Annotated in this window: 12 protein-coding genes; 9 read left to right on the top strand and 3 right to left on the bottom strand. The window is 67.6% G+C overall.

Annotated elements, in window-relative coordinates:
* The first annotated feature begins 35 nt into the window (after positions 1–35).
* The 3 genes from WKW77_RS23880 to WKW77_RS23870 all read left to right on the top strand — a co-directional run bounded on the left by WKW77_RS23880 (position 36) and on the right by WKW77_RS23870 (position 3,713).
* Positions 36–1,736: a SulP family inorganic anion transporter gene (locus tag WKW77_RS23880; protein WP_340359373.1), complete on the top strand. Its 1,701-nt coding sequence runs from the start codon at positions 36–38 to the stop codon at positions 1,734–1,736.
* Positions 1,737–1,809: 73 nt separating this feature from the next.
* Positions 1,810–3,042, top strand: a complete 1,233-nt coding sequence (locus WKW77_RS23875) for a CaiB/BaiF CoA transferase family protein (protein ID WP_340359372.1) — start codon at positions 1,810–1,812, stop codon at positions 3,040–3,042.
* Positions 3,039–3,713 carry a TetR/AcrR family transcriptional regulator gene (locus WKW77_RS23870; protein WP_340359371.1) on the top strand — a complete coding sequence of 225 codons (675 nt, stop codon included), beginning with the start codon at positions 3,039–3,041 and terminating at the stop codon, positions 3,711–3,713. Before WKW77_RS23875 ends, WKW77_RS23870 begins: the two co-directional genes overlap by 4 nt.
* Before the next feature lie 114 nt (positions 3,714–3,827).
* Here WKW77_RS23870 and WKW77_RS23865 read toward each other — a convergent pair whose 3' ends face one another.
* On the bottom strand, positions 3,828–4,985 hold the full coding sequence (locus WKW77_RS23865; protein ID WP_340359370.1) for an acyl-CoA dehydrogenase family protein: 1,158 nt from the start codon (positions 4,983–4,985) through the stop codon (positions 3,828–3,830).
* Positions 4,986–5,136: 151 nt separating this feature from the next.
* Between WKW77_RS23865 and WKW77_RS23860 the strand changes: the two genes are divergently transcribed.
* The 4 genes from WKW77_RS23860 to WKW77_RS23845 are packed head-to-tail and all read left to right on the top strand — an operon-like array spanning position 5,137 to position 9,949.
* Positions 5,137–6,594: a benzaldehyde dehydrogenase gene (locus WKW77_RS23860; RefSeq protein ID WP_340359369.1), complete on the top strand. Its 1,458-nt coding sequence runs from the start codon at positions 5,137–5,139 to the stop codon at positions 6,592–6,594.
* Between the two features lie 25 nt (positions 6,595–6,619).
* Positions 6,620–7,597, top strand: coding sequence for a tripartite tricarboxylate transporter substrate-binding protein (locus tag WKW77_RS23855; protein ID WP_340359368.1), 978 nt, complete (start codon positions 6,620–6,622; stop codon positions 7,595–7,597).
* A gap of 6 nt (positions 7,598–7,603) precedes the next feature.
* Positions 7,604–8,779: a mandelate racemase/muconate lactonizing enzyme family protein gene (locus tag WKW77_RS23850; RefSeq protein ID WP_340359367.1), complete on the top strand. Its 1,176-nt coding sequence runs from the start codon at positions 7,604–7,606 to the stop codon at positions 8,777–8,779.
* 3 nt (positions 8,780–8,782) lie between these two features.
* The gene (locus tag WKW77_RS23845) at positions 8,783–9,949 is read left to right on the top strand and encodes a CaiB/BaiF CoA transferase family protein (RefSeq protein ID WP_340359366.1); all 1,167 of its coding nucleotides are present in this window, start codon (positions 8,783–8,785) and stop codon (positions 9,947–9,949) included.
* Here WKW77_RS23845 and WKW77_RS23840 read toward each other — a convergent pair.
* Positions 9,946–12,867, bottom strand: coding sequence for an autotransporter family protein (locus tag WKW77_RS23840; RefSeq protein ID WP_340359365.1), 2,922 nt, complete (start codon positions 12,865–12,867; stop codon positions 9,946–9,948). The two genes, WKW77_RS23845 and WKW77_RS23840, sit on opposite strands and share 4 nt — an antisense overlap.
* Before the next feature lie 192 nt (positions 12,868–13,059).
* Here WKW77_RS23840 and serC point away from each other — a divergent pair, with 192 nt between their 5' ends.
* Together serC and WKW77_RS23830 are read left to right on the top strand one after the other, a co-directional pair.
* A complete protein-coding gene (serC, locus tag WKW77_RS23835) occupies positions 13,060–14,142 on the top strand; it encodes a 3-phosphoserine/phosphohydroxythreonine transaminase (RefSeq protein WP_340359364.1) in 1,083 nt (360 codons plus the stop codon).
* On the top strand, positions 14,135–15,331 hold the full coding sequence (locus WKW77_RS23830; RefSeq protein ID WP_340359363.1) for a phosphoglycerate dehydrogenase: 1,197 nt from the start codon (positions 14,135–14,137) through the stop codon (positions 15,329–15,331). The genes serC and WKW77_RS23830 overlap by 8 nt, the downstream gene beginning before the upstream one ends.
* 13 nt (positions 15,332–15,344) lie before the next feature.
* Here WKW77_RS23830 and WKW77_RS23825 read toward each other — a convergent pair whose 3' ends face one another.
* Complete coding sequence (locus WKW77_RS23825) at positions 15,345–16,556, bottom strand: ROK family protein (RefSeq protein WP_340359362.1); 1,212 nt, start codon at positions 16,554–16,556, stop codon at positions 15,345–15,347.
* Between the last annotated feature and the right edge of the window lie 244 nt (positions 16,557–16,800).

Raw genomic sequence — 16,800 nt, 5'->3', positions numbered from 1 at the left:
TCGGATCCGATGCCGGGCATGAAGGAGGGCGGCCCGTGACCCCCTCCACAGCCCTCACCCGCTGGCTGCCGGGCCTTGGCAGCCTGCGCGATTACAGCGCATCCATGTTGCGCCACGATGTCGTCGCCGGTCTCGTGCTCACGACCATGCTGGTACCCGTAGGGATCGCCTACGCGCAGGCCTCCGGCGTGCCCGGGATCTACGGGCTCTACGCGACCATCGTGCCGCTGCTGGCCTACGCGCTCTTCGGGCCGAGCCGCATCCTCGTGCTCGGTCCCGATTCCGCGCTCGCCGCGGTCATCCTCGCGGTCGTGCTGCCGCTGTCCGCCGGCGACCCGATGCGCGCCATCACGATCGCGAGCGCGATGGCGATCGTCTCGGGGCTGGTGTGCATCGCCGCGGGTTTCGCCAAGCTCGGCTTCGTCACCGAGCTGCTGTCCAAGCCGATCCGCTACGGCTACATGAACGGCATCGCACTCACCGTGCTCCTGAGCCAGTTGCCCAAGCTCTTCGGTTTCTCGGTCGAGGCCGAAGGGCCGCTGCAGCAGACCTGGGAACTGCTGCAAGGCATCGCCGGCGGCAAGACGCATGGCGTCACGCTGCTCGTGGGCGCCGGCACGCTGGTGGCGATCCTGCTGCTGCAGCGGGTGCCGCGCGCGCCCGCCGTGCTGATCGGCGTGGTCGGCGCGACGATCGCCGCCGGCCTGTTCGACCTCGCGACGCGGACCGGCCTCAAGGTGCTTGGCCCGTTGCCGCAGGGGTTGCCCACGCCTTCGGTCCCGCTCATCCAGCTCGACGACATCCGCCCGGTGCTGCTCGGCGGGCTCGCGGTCGCGCTGGTTTCATTCGCCGACACGAGCGTGCTGTCGCGCGTCTATGCCGCGCGCATGCGCAGCCCTGTCGATCCCAACCAGGAGATGGTCGGGCTCGGTGCCGCGAACCTCGCCACGGGGTTCTTCCAGGGCATGCCGATCAGCAGCAGCGCGTCGCGCACGCCGGTGGCCGAGGCGGCCGGCGCACGCACGCAGGTCACCGGCATCGTCGGCGCCATCGCGATCGCGGTGCTGTTGATCGCCGCGCCCAACCTGATGCGGAACCTGCCGACCACGGCCCTTGCCGCGGTGGTCATCGCTTCGGCCATCGGGCTGATCGAGATCACCGATCTGCGCCGCATCTACCGCATCCAGCGCTGGGAGTTCTGGCTTTCGATCATCTGCTTCGTCGGCGTCGCGGTGTTCGGCGCGATCCCGGGCATCGGCATCGCGCTGGTGATCGCGATTGCCGAATTCCTGTGGGATGGCTGGCGGCCGCACTCCGCGGTGCTCGGACAGCCGGACGGGGTGCACGGCTTTCACGACATCACGCGCTACCCGCAGTCGCGGCGCATTCCGGGCCTGGTGATCTTCCGCTGGGACGCGCCGCTGTTCTTCGCCAACGCGGAACTCTTCCGGGACCGCGTGATGGAGGCGGTGAAGGCCTCCCCCACCCCCGTGCGCTGGGTGGTCGTGGCAGCCGAGCCGGTGACCAGCGTCGACGTGACCGCCGCCGACATCGTGGCCGAGCTCGACGACAGCCTGCAGGCCGAAGACATCGAGCTCTGCTTCGCCGAGATGAAGGATCCGGTCAAGGACAAGCTCAAGCGCTTCGGGCTCTTCGCCCGCTTTGGCGCGGAGACCTTCTATGCGACGGTGGATGAAGCCGTCGCGGCCTACGGACAGCAGCAGCGCAAAGCCTGACCCCCGGCCGGGGCATTTACGCAGGCGTTCAAATGCGCCGATAATCAACCAACCGTTTGATTGATTTTTTCATATGACTGCTTCCGGTTCCCTCCAGGGTCTGCGCGTGCTCGACCTCACGCACGCACTGGCCGGCCCCTTCTGCTCTCAGGTGCTCGCCGACCACGGCGCCGATGTCGTGAAGGTCGAGCCGCTCGATGGCGACTTCTTCCGGCGCATGGGCCCGTTCCGCGAAGACGACCGCCGCCGCGTGCTGGGCGGCCTCTTCCAGTCCTGCAATCGCAACAAGCGCTCGATCGCGCTCAACCTCAAGCATCCCGACGGCCAGGCGCTGCTGAAGAAGCTGGTCGGCGGCGCGCATGCGCTGGTCGAGAACTACCGTGCGGGGGTGCTCGACAAGATGGGCCTCGGCTACGACACGCTCAGGGAGATCAACCCCGCGCTGGTCTACACCTCGGTGCGTGGCTTCGGCGACCGCACCGGTGGCGTCAGCCCCTACATGCAATGGCCGGCCTTCGACATCGTCGCCCAGGCGATGGGTGGCTGGATGGGCATCACGGGCCCGGACGCCGAGCACCCGGTCAAGGTGGGCGGCGGCGCGGGCGACACGGTGTCGGGCCTGTTCGCGGCGTTCGGCACCATGGCCGCGCTGTGGCACGCGCGTGGCACCGGCCAAGGGCAGTACGTCGACGTCGCGATGACCGACAGCATCCTCGCGCTGTCCGAACTGGTGGTCAGCCAGTACAGCTACCGCGGCGTATCGCCGGGTCCGGCGGGCAACGGCATCCCGGGCATGGCGCCCTTCGACACCGTGCGCGTGAAGGACGGCGTGATCGCGCTCGCCGCGCCGCACGACCCGCAGTTCCGCGAGCTCGCGAAGCTCATCGAACGGCCTCGACTGCCCGACGATCCGCGCTTTGCGAACGAGGAGTCGCGCTGGACCCACCGGCATGCGCTGATGGAAGAGATCGAGCAGTTCACCACCACCCGGACCAAGGCCGAACTCAAGGATCTGTTCGGCAGTCGCATCCCCTTCAGCCCGATCTACACCGCCGAGGAGATCTTCTCCGACCCGCACTTCGCCGCGCGCAACATGCTGCCCGAGGTCGAGCAACCCGGCAGTGCGCGACCCGTGGCGGTGCCGGGCGTGCCGGTGAAGCTCTCGCGCACGCCGGGCGAGGTGCGTCATCGCGCGCCGCTGCTCGGCGAGCACACGCACGAGGTGCTGCGCGAAGCAGGCCTCGGCGCGGACGAGATCACCCGTCTCGTGGCCGAAGGTGTCGTTCTGGATAATGCCGCCGCATGACTGGGAACCTACGAACAACCGCCGCCACCGGCACCGCCGTCGCCAAACCCGCACGCGGCCGTGCCGGCTCGGCGCGCAAGAACGGGCCGGGCCTGAAGCATGAGGACAAGCGCACCGCCATCCTGCGCACCGCCGCGCAGTTGTTCGCGGAGAAGGGCTACGAGGCCACCTCGCTGGACAACATCGCCGAGCGCCTCGGCATGCACAAGGCCACGCTCTACCACTACGTCGACAACAAGGAGAGCATCCTCTACCAATGCCTGGTGCTCTCCTTCGGCGATCTCGACGAAGTCATCGAAAAGACGAAGGACCGCAGCATCCCGGTGCTCGACCGCCTGCGCCTGTACGTGCGCAGTCTCGCGGTCGCCCAGAACAACGACTTCGGCCGCTGCCTCGTGCTGGTCGGCTCGCGCCCGCTCGAGATGATGCAGGGCGGCGATATCCGCCAGTTCCAGCGGCGGCTCGACGCCACGGTGCGCAACCTCATCACCGAAGGCATCGCGGACGGCAGCATCAAGCCCTGCGATCCGAGCATGTTCTCGGCACTGCTTTTCGGCGCGCTCAACTGGGTGCCGCGCTGGCACAGCGCAGGGGGCAAGCTCTCGATCCAGCAGGTCGCCGACACCTTCATGGACATGGTCATCGAAGGCATTGCCGCCGTGCGGCGATGACACTTGGATCACCCCCAGCCTCGCCCACTTCGTGTGGCTCTGCACCCCCTTCCAGGGGGCGCACCCGACGACCCGGCAAAGCCGGTTCCGTGGGTGCCCTGAGTTGGGCTGCGCCTACATCGAGCGGGCGATGAGGTCCTTCAGGGTCTCGTTCGATCCACCGTAGATGCGGGCCACGCGCGCGTCCATGTAGAGCTGCGCGATGGGGTATTCGGTCATGTAGCCGTAGCCGCCGAAGAGTTGCAGGCAGCGGTCGATGATCTGGCACTGCTTCTCCGAGCCCCACCACTTGGCCATCATCGCGTCGTTGGGGGCCAGCGGCCTGCCTTCCACCAGATCGGCCACCAGCTTGTCGATGAAGATGCGGCCGATGCGCGCTTCGGTCAGGCACTCGGCGAGCGTGAAGCGGCTGTTCTGGAAATCCCACAGCGTCTGGCCGAGCATCTTGCGGTTCTTCGCATGCTCCAGCGTGAGTTCGATGGCACGCTCGGCACAGGTGATGCCCACCACGCCGATCGACAGGCGCTCGCGCACGAACACATCCATCAGCTGCCCGAAGCCACGGCCCTCCGCGCCGCCGATCAGGTTCTCGGCCGGAACATGGACGTTGTCGAGGAAGATCTCGCAGGTGTCCAGGCCGTTCTGGCCGACCTTCTCCAGCACCTTGTTGATACGGAAGCCGTCGGTCTTCTCGCGCTCGACCATGAACAGGGAAATGCCCTTCGCGCCGGAGCCCGCGCCGCCGGTGCGCGCCGCGACCAGCGACAGCTCGGCCTGCTGCCCGTGGGTGATGAAGATCTTGTTGCCGCTCAGCACGTAGCCGTCGCCTTCCTTGCGCGCGGTGGTGCGCATCGCCTTCACGTCGGTGCCGGCATCGGGCTCGGTGATGCAGACCGACAGCATCTTGCGGCCGGAGGCGATGTCCGGCATCCAGCGCCTGCGCTGTTCCTCGTTGGCCGTCTCGAAGAAGAACGCGGGTCCGTTCACCGCGCCGGGAATGAAGCCGAAGGTGGTGTCGCAGATGCGAGCCTGCTCTTCCATCACCACCACCTCGTGCGCAAAGGTCGCTCCCTGTCCGCCGTATTCCTCCGGAATGCTCATGCACAGCAGGCCGAGTTCGCCGGCACGCTGCCAGACATCGCGGTCGATGTGGTGCTGCGCGCGGAACTTCGCGGCGCGCGGAGCGACTTCGTCCTCGAAGAAGCGCCGCGCCGTAGTGCGCAGCATGTCGAGTTCGTCGGTCATCCAGGGGGAACGGTACGGGGCGGTCAATTCAATCTCCGGGTGCGGTGTGTGCGATGGGGGCGATTCTGTCGGCCCTCATCGTAAAAGTCAACCGACTGGTTGGTTGACTTTTGGAATTTGCGGCACCACAATCCGCGCCATCCCCTGGAATCCAACTGAAACGGAGACGAAATTGAATGTGAGCCTCTTAGCCTCTGAAGATTGGAGCCGCCGTGCTCTCGCGGAAGACTGGAAGGTGCTGACCGGCGGCCAGATCGAGGTGACGGAACCTGCAACGGGTCAACCGATTGGTTGGGTTTCCCGTGCCACGGCGCAGGACGTTCGCGCGAGCGCCTCGGCTGCGCGACGCGCACAGAAGGCATGGGCTGCCCTGCCCTACGCCGAGCGTGCGAAGATTTTCCGCACCGCTGCTGCGCTGCTGGAGGCGAACCGCGCCGACTACGCCGAGTGGATCATTCGCGAAACCGGCGGCATCCAGCCCAAGGCCATGTTCGAGATCGACTCGGTGCTGCACCTCTGCCACGAGGCCGCCGCGATGCCGACCCAGGCGCAAGGCTGCGTGCTGCCCAGCGCCGCGGACGTGACGAGCATCGCGCGCCGCGTGCCGCACGGCGTCGTGGGCGTGATCTCGCCGTTCAACTTTCCGTTCCTCCTGTCGAGCCGCGCGGTGCTGCCGGCGCTCGCAACGGGCAACGCGGTGCTGCTCAAGCCGGACCCGCGCACGCCAGTCAGCGGCGGCGTGCTGCTTGCGCTGCTGCTGCAGGCCGCGGGCCTTCCGAGGGGTGTGCTCCATATGCTGCCGGGTGATGCCGAAGCGGGCGAGGCGCTCGTGACCGATCCGGACGTGGCGATGGTGTCGTTCACCGGCTCCACCGCCGTAGGCCGCCGCGTCGGCGAACTTGCGGGCAAGCACCTCAAGAAAGTGGCGCTGGAGCTTGGCGGCAAGAACTCGCTGATCGTGCTCGACGACGCGGACTTCGACCTGGCCGTGAGCGGCGGCGCGTGGGCTTCGTGGCTGCACCAGGGCCAGATCTGCATGAGCGCAGGCCGGCACCTCGTTCACGAGAAGCTCGCGACGAACTACGCGCGGCGCATGGCGGAGAAGGCCCGCGTCCTGCCGGTGGGCGATCCGTTCCGCCAGCAGGTGGCGCTCGGCCCGGTCATCACGCAGCAGCAGTTGCAGCGCGTGGATCGCATCGTGCGCGAATCGGTCGCGATGGGCGCAAGACTGCTGGCCGGGGGGACCTGCCAAGGGCCGTTCTACGCGGCGACGGTGCTCGCCGACGTCACGCCGGCGATGCCGGCCTTCCGCGAGGAACTCTTCGGCCCGGTCGTCTCGATCACCGCCTTCGGCACCGATGCCGAAGCGGCGGCGCTTGCCAACGACACCGAGTACGGCCTCTCGGCCGGCATCTACTCGCGCGACGTGGCGCGCGGGATGGCGCTCGCGAGGCAGCTCGACGTCGGCCTCGTCCACGTCAACGACCAGACGGTGAACGACGACGGCACGATGCCCATGGGCGGTCGCGGCGCATCGGGCAACGGCTCGCGCCATGGCGGTCCCGCCAACTGGGACGAATTCACTCAATGGCAATGGATGACGGTGCGCGGCACGCCGCCGGCCTATCCGCTCTGACAGACACGAACCCTGGAGACATCCCATGAGCCTGAAACGAATCTTCAACCGCGCGATCGGTGCGAGCCTGATTGCCGTGGCCTTCAATGCCGCGCTACCCGCCCATGCCGAAGAAAAGCCGGTGATCCGCGTGCTGGTCGGCTTCCCGGCCGGCGCAGGCACCGACAACCTCGCTCGCATCTATGCCGAGGCGCTGTCGCAGCAGCTCAACGTGACGACCGTGGTCGACAACAAGCCCGGCGCCGGCGGCCAGATCGCCGCGGCCGCGCTCAAGCAGGCCACGCCCGAGAGCAACACCATCATGTTCGCGGTCGACCACCAGGTCATCATGGTGCCGCTGGTGGTCAAGAACCCGGGCTTCGACGTGAAGAAGGATATGGTCCCCGTGGGCCGCATCGTCAACTTCTACACCTGCCTCGCCGTGCCTGCTAACTCGCCGGCGCACACTTTCAACGAGTACCTCGACGCGGTGCGCAAGAACCCCGACCTCGGCAGCTTCGGCATTCCGGCGCCGGGCTCGCAGGCGCAGTTCGTGGGCTACGTGGTGGGCCAGCACTTCAAGGTGCCGATGAACCCGGTCCCCTACAAGGGCGCGGCACCGGCGATCACCGACCTGGTCGGTGCGCAGGTGCCGGCCGCGATCGTGCCGTGCGACGGACTTGTCGAATACCGCAAGGCCGGCAAGGTGCGCGTGCTTGCGATGGCCGCGGACAAGCGCTATTCCGCGATGCCCGACGTGCCCACCTTCAAGGAGATGGGCCTGAAGATGCCCGCCGACGCCTTCCTCGCCGTGTATGCGTCCACCACGCTCAAGCCCGAGCTGCTCAAGCAGATCACCGAGGCCACCCGCAAGATGTTCGACAACCCGCGCACCGTCGAGAAGTTCGCTTCCACCAACATGGAAGCCGCCTACGCCTCGCCGGAAGAACTCCGCGCATTCGTCGACACCGCCACCGCCTTCTGGGCGGAGCAGGTCCGCAAGTCCAACTTCCAGGCTCAGTAATCCAGCATGTCCAAGATCGTCAAGGTGGAGTGCCTTCCGGTATCCACGCCCCTGAAGAAGCCCGTCATCATGCCCAACACGCGGATCACCTCGATCGACAGCGTGGTGCTCAAGCTCACGACCGACGACGGCACGGTCGGCATCTCCGATTCGGGCGACACGTCGTCGTGGTATCGCGGCGAGCTGCAGGAATCGATCATCGCGATGATCGCCAACGTGATCGCGCCGCGCATCCTGCTGGGGGAGGACCCGCGCAACATCGAGAAGATCGTCGCGAAGATGGACCTGCTGGTGCGCGACAACAACCAGGCCAAGGCCACGGTCGACTTCGCGCTGCACGACCTCAAGGGCAAGCTGCTCGGGGTGCCGGTGTACGAGTTGCTCGGCGGGCGTACCCTGGAGGCCGCCCGCCAGGGCTGGGTGCTGTCGGCCGGCAAGCCGGACGATGTCGCCGCCGAGGCCGCGCTCGCGAAGAAGACCGGCTTCGCCCTCTTCAAGATGAAGATCGGCTACGGCACGATGGCCGACGACATCGCGATGGTGCATGCGGTGCGCGACACCGTCGGGCCCGACGCCTATCTCACGATCGATGCGAACGGGTTCTGGAACTACGAGAAAGCGCTGCACATCATCCGCAAGCTCGACCCCTGCGGGCTGGACCTGATCGAGCAGCCGCTGCCGCACTGGGACATCGAAGGCATGGCCCGGCTGCGCGGGCAGGTGAAGACGCCGATCTACGCCGACGAGTCCGCGCAGGAACTCCATCACCTCAAGGAGATCGTGGACCGCCGCGCGGCCGACGGGCTGTTCCTCAAGCTGCAGAAGGCTGGCGGCCTCGTGAAGTCGCAACGCTGGCTCACGATGGCGCGGCTCGCCGGCCTGCCGGTGCATTGCGGCTGCATGATCGGCTCGGGTCTGGAGCACAGCCCGTCCGCGCACCTGTGGACCAGCAACGAGTGGGCGACGCAGGGTCTCAATGAATCGATCGGGCCCCTGATGATCCACGGCACCATGGAAAGCAGGAACATCGAGCCCGGCACCGATATCGCGCTGAACATCCCGCGCTTCGAAGGCGGCTTGTGCTATCCGAACGAAGGCGTGGGCTTCGGCGTCGAGCTCAACGAGGCCTTCCTCGCCTCGCACGCCACGCCCGAAAAACTCGCGCGCACCGTCGCGCTCTGAGCGATGGCATCCGGTGAACGCAAGGGGCCGCTCGCCCATCTGACGGTCGTCGAATTCGCGGGGCTCGGCCCCGCGCCCTTCGCCGGGATGATGCTGGCGGACCAGGGTGCTCGCGTGATCCGCATCGACCGGCCACCGGCACCCGCGAAAGGAGGCGGCATGGCGGCGCTCACCGCGCGCCGCAGCGACGTGCTCTCGCGCGGGCGCGAGTCGATCGCGCTCGACCTGAAGCGCGATGCCGGCCGCGAAGTCGCTCTGCGGCTCATCGCGAAGGCCGACGTACTGATCGAGGGCTTCCGGCCCGGCGTGATGGAGTCGCTCGGACTCGGCCCTGCGGAGTGCCTGCGCCGCCGCCCGGCGCTGGTGTATGGCCGCGTGACCGGCTGGGGGCAGGACGGACCGCTCGCGCAGGCGGCCGGCCATGACATCAACTACGTCGCGCTGTCCGGCGCCCTGCATTCGACATCACGGCAGGGGCAGCCGCCGACGCTCACACCCGGGCTCACCGGCGACTTCGGCGGCGGCGGCATGCTGCTCGCGTTCGGCGTGCTGGCGGCGCTGGCGCATGCGCAGCGGACCGGCGAAGGCCAGGTGGTCGATGCCGCGATCTGCGACGGCTCGGCGCTGCTGGCTTCGCTGGTCTACGGCTGGCGCTCGGCGGGACTGTGGAATGCGGAGGCCGGCACCAACAACGGCGACGGGGGCGCGCACTTCTACGAGACCTACGCGTGCGCCGACGGCAAATACGTGAGCGTCGGCGCGATGGAGCCGCAGTTCTACGCGTTGCTGCGCGAGAAATGCGGCCTGGACGACCCGGCCTTCGATGCCCAGTGGGATGCTGCGGAGTGGCCGCAGCTCAAGGCACGGCTCGCGCAGGTGTTCCGCAGCAGGACGCGCGCCGACTGGTGCGCGCTGCTCGAAGGCAGCGACGTGTGCTTCGCGCCGGTGCTGGATCTGGACGAAGCGCCGACCCATCCGCACAACCGCGCGAGGCGCACCTTCGCGCAGGTGGACGGCATCACGCAGCCCGCGCCCGCGCCGCGCTTCAGCAGCACTCCCGCGGCGGATTGCCGGGCAGTGCGGCCGGTGGCGGCCGACAGCCGGGACCTGCTGGCAGAACTGGGCTACGCCTCGTCAGACATCGAGCAGTTGCTCGCCGGCGCGCCCTAGCTGCCGCCGAACGTGTACCGCAGCCCGCCGCTGAAGGCCCAGTTGCGCCACCCGGCGGTGCCGCTGTTCGTCTGCCATGTCACGTCGGCAAACAGCGAGAGCCGCTTGTTGACCATGCCGCTGACGCCGCCGCCGACCTGCCACGAGTCGCCGAAGCTGCCGAGCTGGAACGTCGTGCCGCCGACATGGATCGATCCCGGGTTGCTCGCGCCGTAGAGGTAGTTCACCTTCAGGTAAGGCGTCAGGCGCGTTCCGTTGCCGGTCTCCATCGGCCGCGTGAGCCGCGCGCCCACGCGCCAGATGCTCTGGCTCTGGTTGCCCATCCGGGTCCGAATCTCGTCCTGGTCGTAGAAGTCGTCGAAGCGCACCTGCTGCCAGACGTATTGCAACTGCGGCTCGATTTCGAAGCCGGTCGAGCCGATCGCGAACGGATACCCCACTTCGGCCGAAGCCGCCAGCGAACGGCCGTCGAAGTTCGCGACTTCGCCGCCGTAGTAGGCCGTCGTCTTCGACGTCGAGCCGAAGGTCCCCCCGGAGAGGATGAAGTCCGCGTACCAGCCGCGACGGTCGAGGTAGGTCGCGATGGCCGCGAGGTTGCGCGTGTCGGTGTCGGTCTGGCTGCTGCCGTCGATCGGCGAGGTGGGTGTGAGTTGGGAGCGCCCGAGGCTGAGCGCCCCACCCACGCGCCAGGTGCCGGCATCGTCACGGCGCACGATGGCGCTGCCGCCGACCTGCAGCGCGGCGTAATCCTGCTTGGCCCCGAAGCCGAACGCGCTGAATCCCAGGTTGGTCCGGTAGTCGTAAGAGCTGCCGTAGACCCGGGCGAAGCCTTCGCGATCGTCTGTCGACCCGATGCGCTCGGTGTCGCGTACTTCGCCGAGCCGGCGATGCAGGCTGTCGATGTCCTGCAGGCCTGCATTGAGCATCGCGCCGGGCAGCGTGAGGTACGAGGGCACCTGCGGCGCCACCAGCGGGCGGCTGTTTCCCGAGGTGTCGGGCTTGGGTGCCGGCGGTATGACGTCCGGTGATGGAGGCGGCGCCGGTGGAGGCGGAGGCGGAGGCGATGGCGGAGGTGGTCCGGGCGGAGGCGGCGGCGGCGGCGGCGGTGGAGGTGGAGGTGGTGGAGGCGGCACCACCTCAGCGATCGGCCGCGTCAGCCGGTAGTCCCAGTAGCTGTCCGCGTTGCCGACCAGGTTCTGCGCCGCGGACGCAGCGCCGTTGGCGGAACCGGGCCCGAAGGCGTAGAGGCGGTACTGGTACGGCGTCCCGCCAGTCACGTAGCCGTGTTCGAGCGTGAAGGTCTGCGCCGTCGCGCTGCCGGCCACCTGGATGATCGACACGCCGGAGTCCGGCGACACCACGTCCGGCCCGACGGGCTGCCCGTCGGCCAGGACCCTCGTGCGCGAAACCTGCGTCCGGCTCGCGGCCGCAGCGATCGCCGCCTGGATCGCCGAGAGCGAGTCGATGCGCGTCACGACGTTGACGTAGGTATGCCCGCTCGCGCCGCCGCCCACGAGCAGCCGGTCGGTCAGTTGCTTGTTGATCGGCCCGAGGTAGTCGTCGTCGAGCAGGGTGCCCAGGAACAGCGTGGAGACCCCGGTGCCCTGGTAGTTGCCCGTGATGCGAAAGGTGTTGCCCCACGGGGCGCCGCCGCTGAGCGCCAGCACCCGCGTGTTGGTCATCGACCCATCCAGCAGCACCGTCGACGCTTGCGTCGCACCCGGATAGGCCAGCCCGGCGCCGATGTACACGAGGCCGTTGTTCGTGAGCTTTCCGCTCAGGACGCTGTCGTAGGCCGCGAGTGCTGCGCCCTGGTTCACCGTGATCGTGTCGGCCACCAGCCTCGCGCCGGGCGAGCCCGGTTCGCCGATCGCGAGCAGGCCGTTCTGCACGGTGCTGGTCTTGGCTTCGGTCCGGCCGAGCAGCGTCCAGCGGTCGCCGGTCATGTCGAGTGCGCCGAAGCTCAGGAAGTCGTTCCGCGCGGTGCCCTCCCCCTGGAACACCACGCGGCTGGTGCCGCCGCCGTGCGCGGGGCCGTTGAGCAAGGCGCCCGTCTGCATCGTCAGCTTGCCGTTGCCGGTCTCGAACTGGACCGAGTAGGTGCCGCCGCTGATCGTGCCCGCGGTGGTGATGTCGGCGCTGCCATTGCGGGTGTGCACGCCGATTTGCGCGCCGCTGATCGAGGCGCCCGCGTTGTTGACCAGCGTGCCGCCCGCGCTGAAGTCGACGCCGATGCCGGCCGACGCGCTCACCGTGCCGCTGTTGGTCATCGACTGCGAGCCGTTGACGAACTGCACGCCATAGGTGGTGCCGCCGACCTTCGCGCCCGCGTTGTTCTGGAAGCCGAGATTGCCGCCTTCGAGCCTCACCGCCACCCCATTGGTGGCCATGATCGTCCCGCTGTTGGTCGCGCTCTCGTTGGCGTTCAGCAGGTAGATGCCGTACGTCCCGCCGGAAATCGTGCCGCCCGCCTCGTTGTTGACGGTGCCGCCCGCGCGGAACATCACGCCCGGCCCCGTGGTCGCGATGATCGAGCCGCTGTTGCTCAGCGATCCCGAGGCATTGACCATCGTGACGCCCCCGCCGTTGCCCTGGATGCGGCCGGTGTTGGTCACCTGGTTCCCGTTCTGCAGGTGCACGACGAAGTTGTTCGGATCGCTGCTCGCAAGAACCCCCAGATTGAAGACCTGGAACGTCTTGTTCTGCCCATACAGCGCCTGCCCGCTCGACACGTTCACGGTAACGCCGGTCGGCACGGTGATCGCATTGGCCTGACCCGTGCTGGGCAGGCTGTCGAGGTTGACCGTCGTGTTGCCGCCCTGGACGATCGCGTCGCCCCACGCATTCAACGAGCACGCGACCATGGCCGCAGCGATGGCGACGGCGCGCTTTTCCCCGACCCGAACGGATTCCCTCATGCCGCCTCCTTGATGCAAGGCCTGTTCCCGTCGCGCCGTTCCCGCGGCGCGCCACCGTGAATCAGCTTAGTGCACCTTGGCGAAACGGTGTGTGCCCGCCGGCGAATGCGCAACAACCGGCACCAAAGGCCACTTGTGGGACTTCCACCGATGCGCTAGGGTGCACGCCCGCACCCAGTGGAGATTTTCACGATGACCCGTGTCTTCAACTTCAGCGCCGGCCCTGCCACGCTGCCCGAATCGGTGTTGCGCCAAGCCGCCGACGAGATGCTCGACTGGCGCGGCAGCGGCATGTCGGTGATGGAGATGAGCCATCGGGGCAAGGAGTTCATCTCCATCCACGCCGAAGCCGAGCGGCGGCTGCGCGAGCTGCTCGCGGTGCCGAAGAACTACAAGGTGCTCTTCCTGCAAGGCGGCGCGATCGCCGAGAACGCGATCGTGCCGATGAACATGCTGCGCGGACGGGAGAGCGCCGACTACATCGACACCGGCGAATGGTCGAAGAAGTCGATCAAGGAAGCGAAGAAGTACGGCAAGGTCAACGTGGCCGCCAGCAGCGAGAAGGACGGCTACACCAGCGTGCCGAAGCAGGAGAGCTGGAAGCTCGACCCCCGGGCCGCCTACGTGCACATCTGCTCGAACGAAACCATCGGCGGCGTCGAATACCACTGGACGCCCGACACCGGCGACGTGCCGCTGGTGGCCGACATGTCGAGCAACTTCATGTCCAGGCCGGTCGACGTGAGCCGCTACGGCCTCATCTACGGCGGCGCGCAGAAGAACATTGGGCCGGCCGGCGTGACGGTGGTGATCGTGCGCGACGACCTCATCGGGCAGGCACTGCCGATCACGCCCTCGGCCTTCGACTACAAGATCCAGGCCGACAACGATTCGATGTTCAACACGCCGCCCACCTACGCGATCTATATCGCGGGACTGGTGTTCAACTGGATCGCGCAGCAGGGCGGCCTGGCGGCGATCGAGGCCAACAACCGCCGCAAGGCCGCGGTGCTCTACGACCATCTGGAAACCACCTCCTTCTTCTACAACCCGGTGGCGCGCGAGGACCGCTCGCTGATGAACGTGCCCTTCAAGCTGCGCGACGAGTCGCTGGACGACGCCTTCCTCAAGGGTGCGGACGCGCGCGGCATGCTGCAGCTCAAGGGCCATCGCTCGGTCGGCGGCATGCGCGCGTCGATCTACAACGCGATGCCCATCGAAGGCGTGCAGGCGCTGGTGGCCTACATGAAGGAGTTCGAGGCGAGCCATGGCTGAGCGCCTCAAGATCCTGGTGCTCAACCAGATTTCGCCCAAGGGCCTGGCCCGGTTGCCGGCCGAACACTACATCGCCGGCCCCGACATCGCCCTGCCCGACGCGGTGCTGGTGCGCTCGGCGGACATGCACAAGATGGAGATTCCCGCCAGCGTGCGCGCCATCGCCCGTGCCGGCGCCGGCACCAACAACATCCCGGTCGAAGCAATGAGTGCGCGCGGCGTGCCGGTGTTCAATGCGCCGGGCGCGAATGCGAATGCGGTCAAGGAACTGGTGATCGCCGGCATGCTGATGGCCGCGCGCCAGCTCTCGGGCGCATTGCGCTTCGTCGACGAACTCGACACCGCGCATGCCGATCTCGACAAGACGGTGGAAAGCGGCAAGAGCGCCTTCGCCGGCTTCGAGCTCGCGGGCCAGACGCTCGGCGTGGTCGGGCTCGGCAAGGTCGGCTGCCTCGTGGCCGACGCGGCCATCAAGCTCGGCATGAACGTGCTCGGCTACGACCCCGAGATCACGGTCGACGCGGCATGGAGCCTGCCCTCGCAGGTGAAGAAGGCCGCAAGCGTCGCCGAGGTGCTGCGCAGCGCGCACTTCGTGACCCTGCACGTGCCGCTGGTGCAGGCCACGCGCCACCTCGTCAAGGCCGACAACATCGGCCTGATGCGCCCCGGCACCGTTCTGCTGAACTTCTCACGCGACGGCGTGGTGGACAACGCGGCGGTGCTGGCCGCGCTGTCGTCCGGGCACCTCGGGCACTACGTGTGCGATTTTCCGAACGCGCAGCTGCATCGCCACGCGCGCGTGATCTGCCTGCCGCACCTCGGCGCCTGCACCCGCGAGGCCGAGGAGAACTGCGCGGTGATGGTGGCCGACCAGCTCAGCGACTTCCTGGAGAACGGCAACATCGTGAACGCGGTGAACTTCCCCGGCGTCACGATGGCGCGCGAGTCGGCCTACCGGGTCGCGATCGCGAATGCCAACGTGCCCAACATGCTCGGGCAGATCTCCACCGCGATGGCGCAGGCCGGACTGAACATCCACAACATGGTGAACAAGTCGCGCGGGGACATGGCCTATACGCTGGTGGATGTCGACAGCGCGGTCACCGGAACGGTCCTGGATGACATCGGAGCGATCGAAGGGGTGCTGTCGGTGCGGTATCTGCCGCATGCGAGCGGCCGATCCAATTAATGCGAGCGTCGAACTAACTCGTCGGCACGTACTGCGAATGAAGCGCCGGCTGGTGCGGATTGAGCATCGCGTGCAAGGCGTATGCGGCGCCGCCGACGGCGGTCGCGAGGTCGGAGTAACGCGCCGTCTTCACCACGGGGGCCGTCAGGCCAGCCCTTTGCGCGTAGCGGGATAGGACCTCGGTGGCGGCATCGAGCAGCGTATCGCCCCCGAGGGTGACCGTCTCTCCGCCCAGCACGATCACTTGCGGGTTGAAGGTCGTCCAGGCGTTCTGGAGCAGCACGCCAAGATAGGAGCCCGCCTTGGCGAAGGCGGCCCGGGTCGCCGGATCGCGGCTGCTCATGCGCGCGCGCAGCGCACGCCGGTCGATCACGTCGTCCTGGAAGCAGCCTGCCGCGGCTGCGATGGCCTTGAGTCCGATGTAGGCCTCTGCGCACCCGAGGCGCCCGCACGAACAGGGCTGCCCTTCGATCACGAGCGTCGTGTGGCCGATCTCGCCTGCTGAACCACTGGCGCCCGTGAACAGCGCGTGGTTGAGGATGATGCCCGCGCCGACGCCGACGCCGCAGCTGACATAGACCAGCGGATCGTCGACCGGTCTTTCGCAAAACTCGGTCTCGCCCACCGCGGCCAGGTCGGCCTCGTTGTGATAGTAGACGGGCACGTCTGCAAGCCCGGCCTGTGCGAGTTCCGCACCGAGCCGGCGGCCGATCTCGACATGGCGCCAGCCGATGTTCGGCGCGAATTCGAGCATGCCCGAGCGCTTGTCGACCGGGCCATGAAGGCCGACGCCGATGCCCAGGAGGCGCAAGCCCCCGCGCGCCATCTTCGCGGAGAGCGCAGTGGCCATCTCCACGAGCTGATGGCATGCCTCGTCCGGATCCTTCGATCGCAGGGCGGCCTGGGTCGCCTCGAGAATTTCCCCGTGGATCGACGTGGCGACGACCTGCACGGCATCGGGCCCGAGATCGACGCCGAGCAGGACCATTTCCTTCCCGGCGAGCCTTAACGGCGTGGGACGGCGTCCGACGCTGCCGGTGACGAACGCGTCCGCCTCGACCAGCCAGCCTTCGTCGATGAGTTCCTTGATGAGCAGGCTCACGGTCGATCGCGTCAGGCCGCTTCGCTCGGACAGCCCGGCGCGCGAGATGCCGGCGTGCTCGCGAAGCAGGCGGAGCAAGCCGATGCGATTGATGCTCTTGACGAGCGCCTGATCCCCCTTCACGGGAGCTGGCGCCGGCGAGGGAATCGCCTCCTTCGGCACCCTCGTGCGCTTTACGACTGCTGGTCGAATCAATGCTCTCTCGTTTCGATTTTTCAGATGGGACATGGTGATCCTAGGCCTTCGTTGGCTCAACGGAAACAGATGCAAGCGTAGCGCCAACCGGGAATTTTGGCACTGTCAGCGTATTCCCTAGTGACCTCGCCATGGCCTGATGGCACATTTGTTTGGCCATCAAACAAATTGG

Source organism: Variovorax ureilyticus (genome assembly GCF_037889935.1).
In the GTDB taxonomy this organism is placed as follows: Bacteria; Pseudomonadota; Gammaproteobacteria; order Burkholderiales; family Burkholderiaceae_C; genus Variovorax; species Variovorax ureilyticus.
Note: the sequence above shows the minus strand (reverse complement) of the source record. Positions and strands in the feature narration are given on the sequence as shown.

Bases quoted from the DNA above. Each gene is read 5' to 3' on its own strand.
- WKW77_RS23875 (WP_340359372.1), top strand. From the start codon at position 1,810: ATGACTGCTTCCGGTTCCCTCCAGGGTCTGCGCGTGCTCGACCTCACG.
- WKW77_RS23870 (WP_340359371.1), top strand. From the start codon at position 3,039: ATGACTGGGAACCTACGAACAACCGCCGCCACCGGCACCGCCGTCGCC.
- WKW77_RS23855 (WP_340359368.1), top strand. From the start codon at position 6,620: ATGAGCCTGAAACGAATCTTCAACCGCGCGATCGGTGCGAGCCTGATT.
- WKW77_RS23850 (WP_340359367.1), top strand. From the start codon at position 7,604: ATGTCCAAGATCGTCAAGGTGGAGTGCCTTCCGGTATCCACGCCCCTG.
- WKW77_RS23845 (WP_340359366.1), top strand. From the start codon at position 8,783: ATGGCATCCGGTGAACGCAAGGGGCCGCTCGCCCATCTGACGGTCGTC.
- WKW77_RS23840 (WP_340359365.1), bottom strand. From the start codon at position 12,867: ATGAGGGAATCCGTTCGGGTCGGGGAAAAGCGCGCCGTCGCCATCGCT.
- serC (WP_340359364.1), top strand. From the start codon at position 13,060: ATGACCCGTGTCTTCAACTTCAGCGCCGGCCCTGCCACGCTGCCCGAA.
- WKW77_RS23830 (WP_340359363.1), top strand. From the start codon at position 14,135: ATGGCTGAGCGCCTCAAGATCCTGGTGCTCAACCAGATTTCGCCCAAG.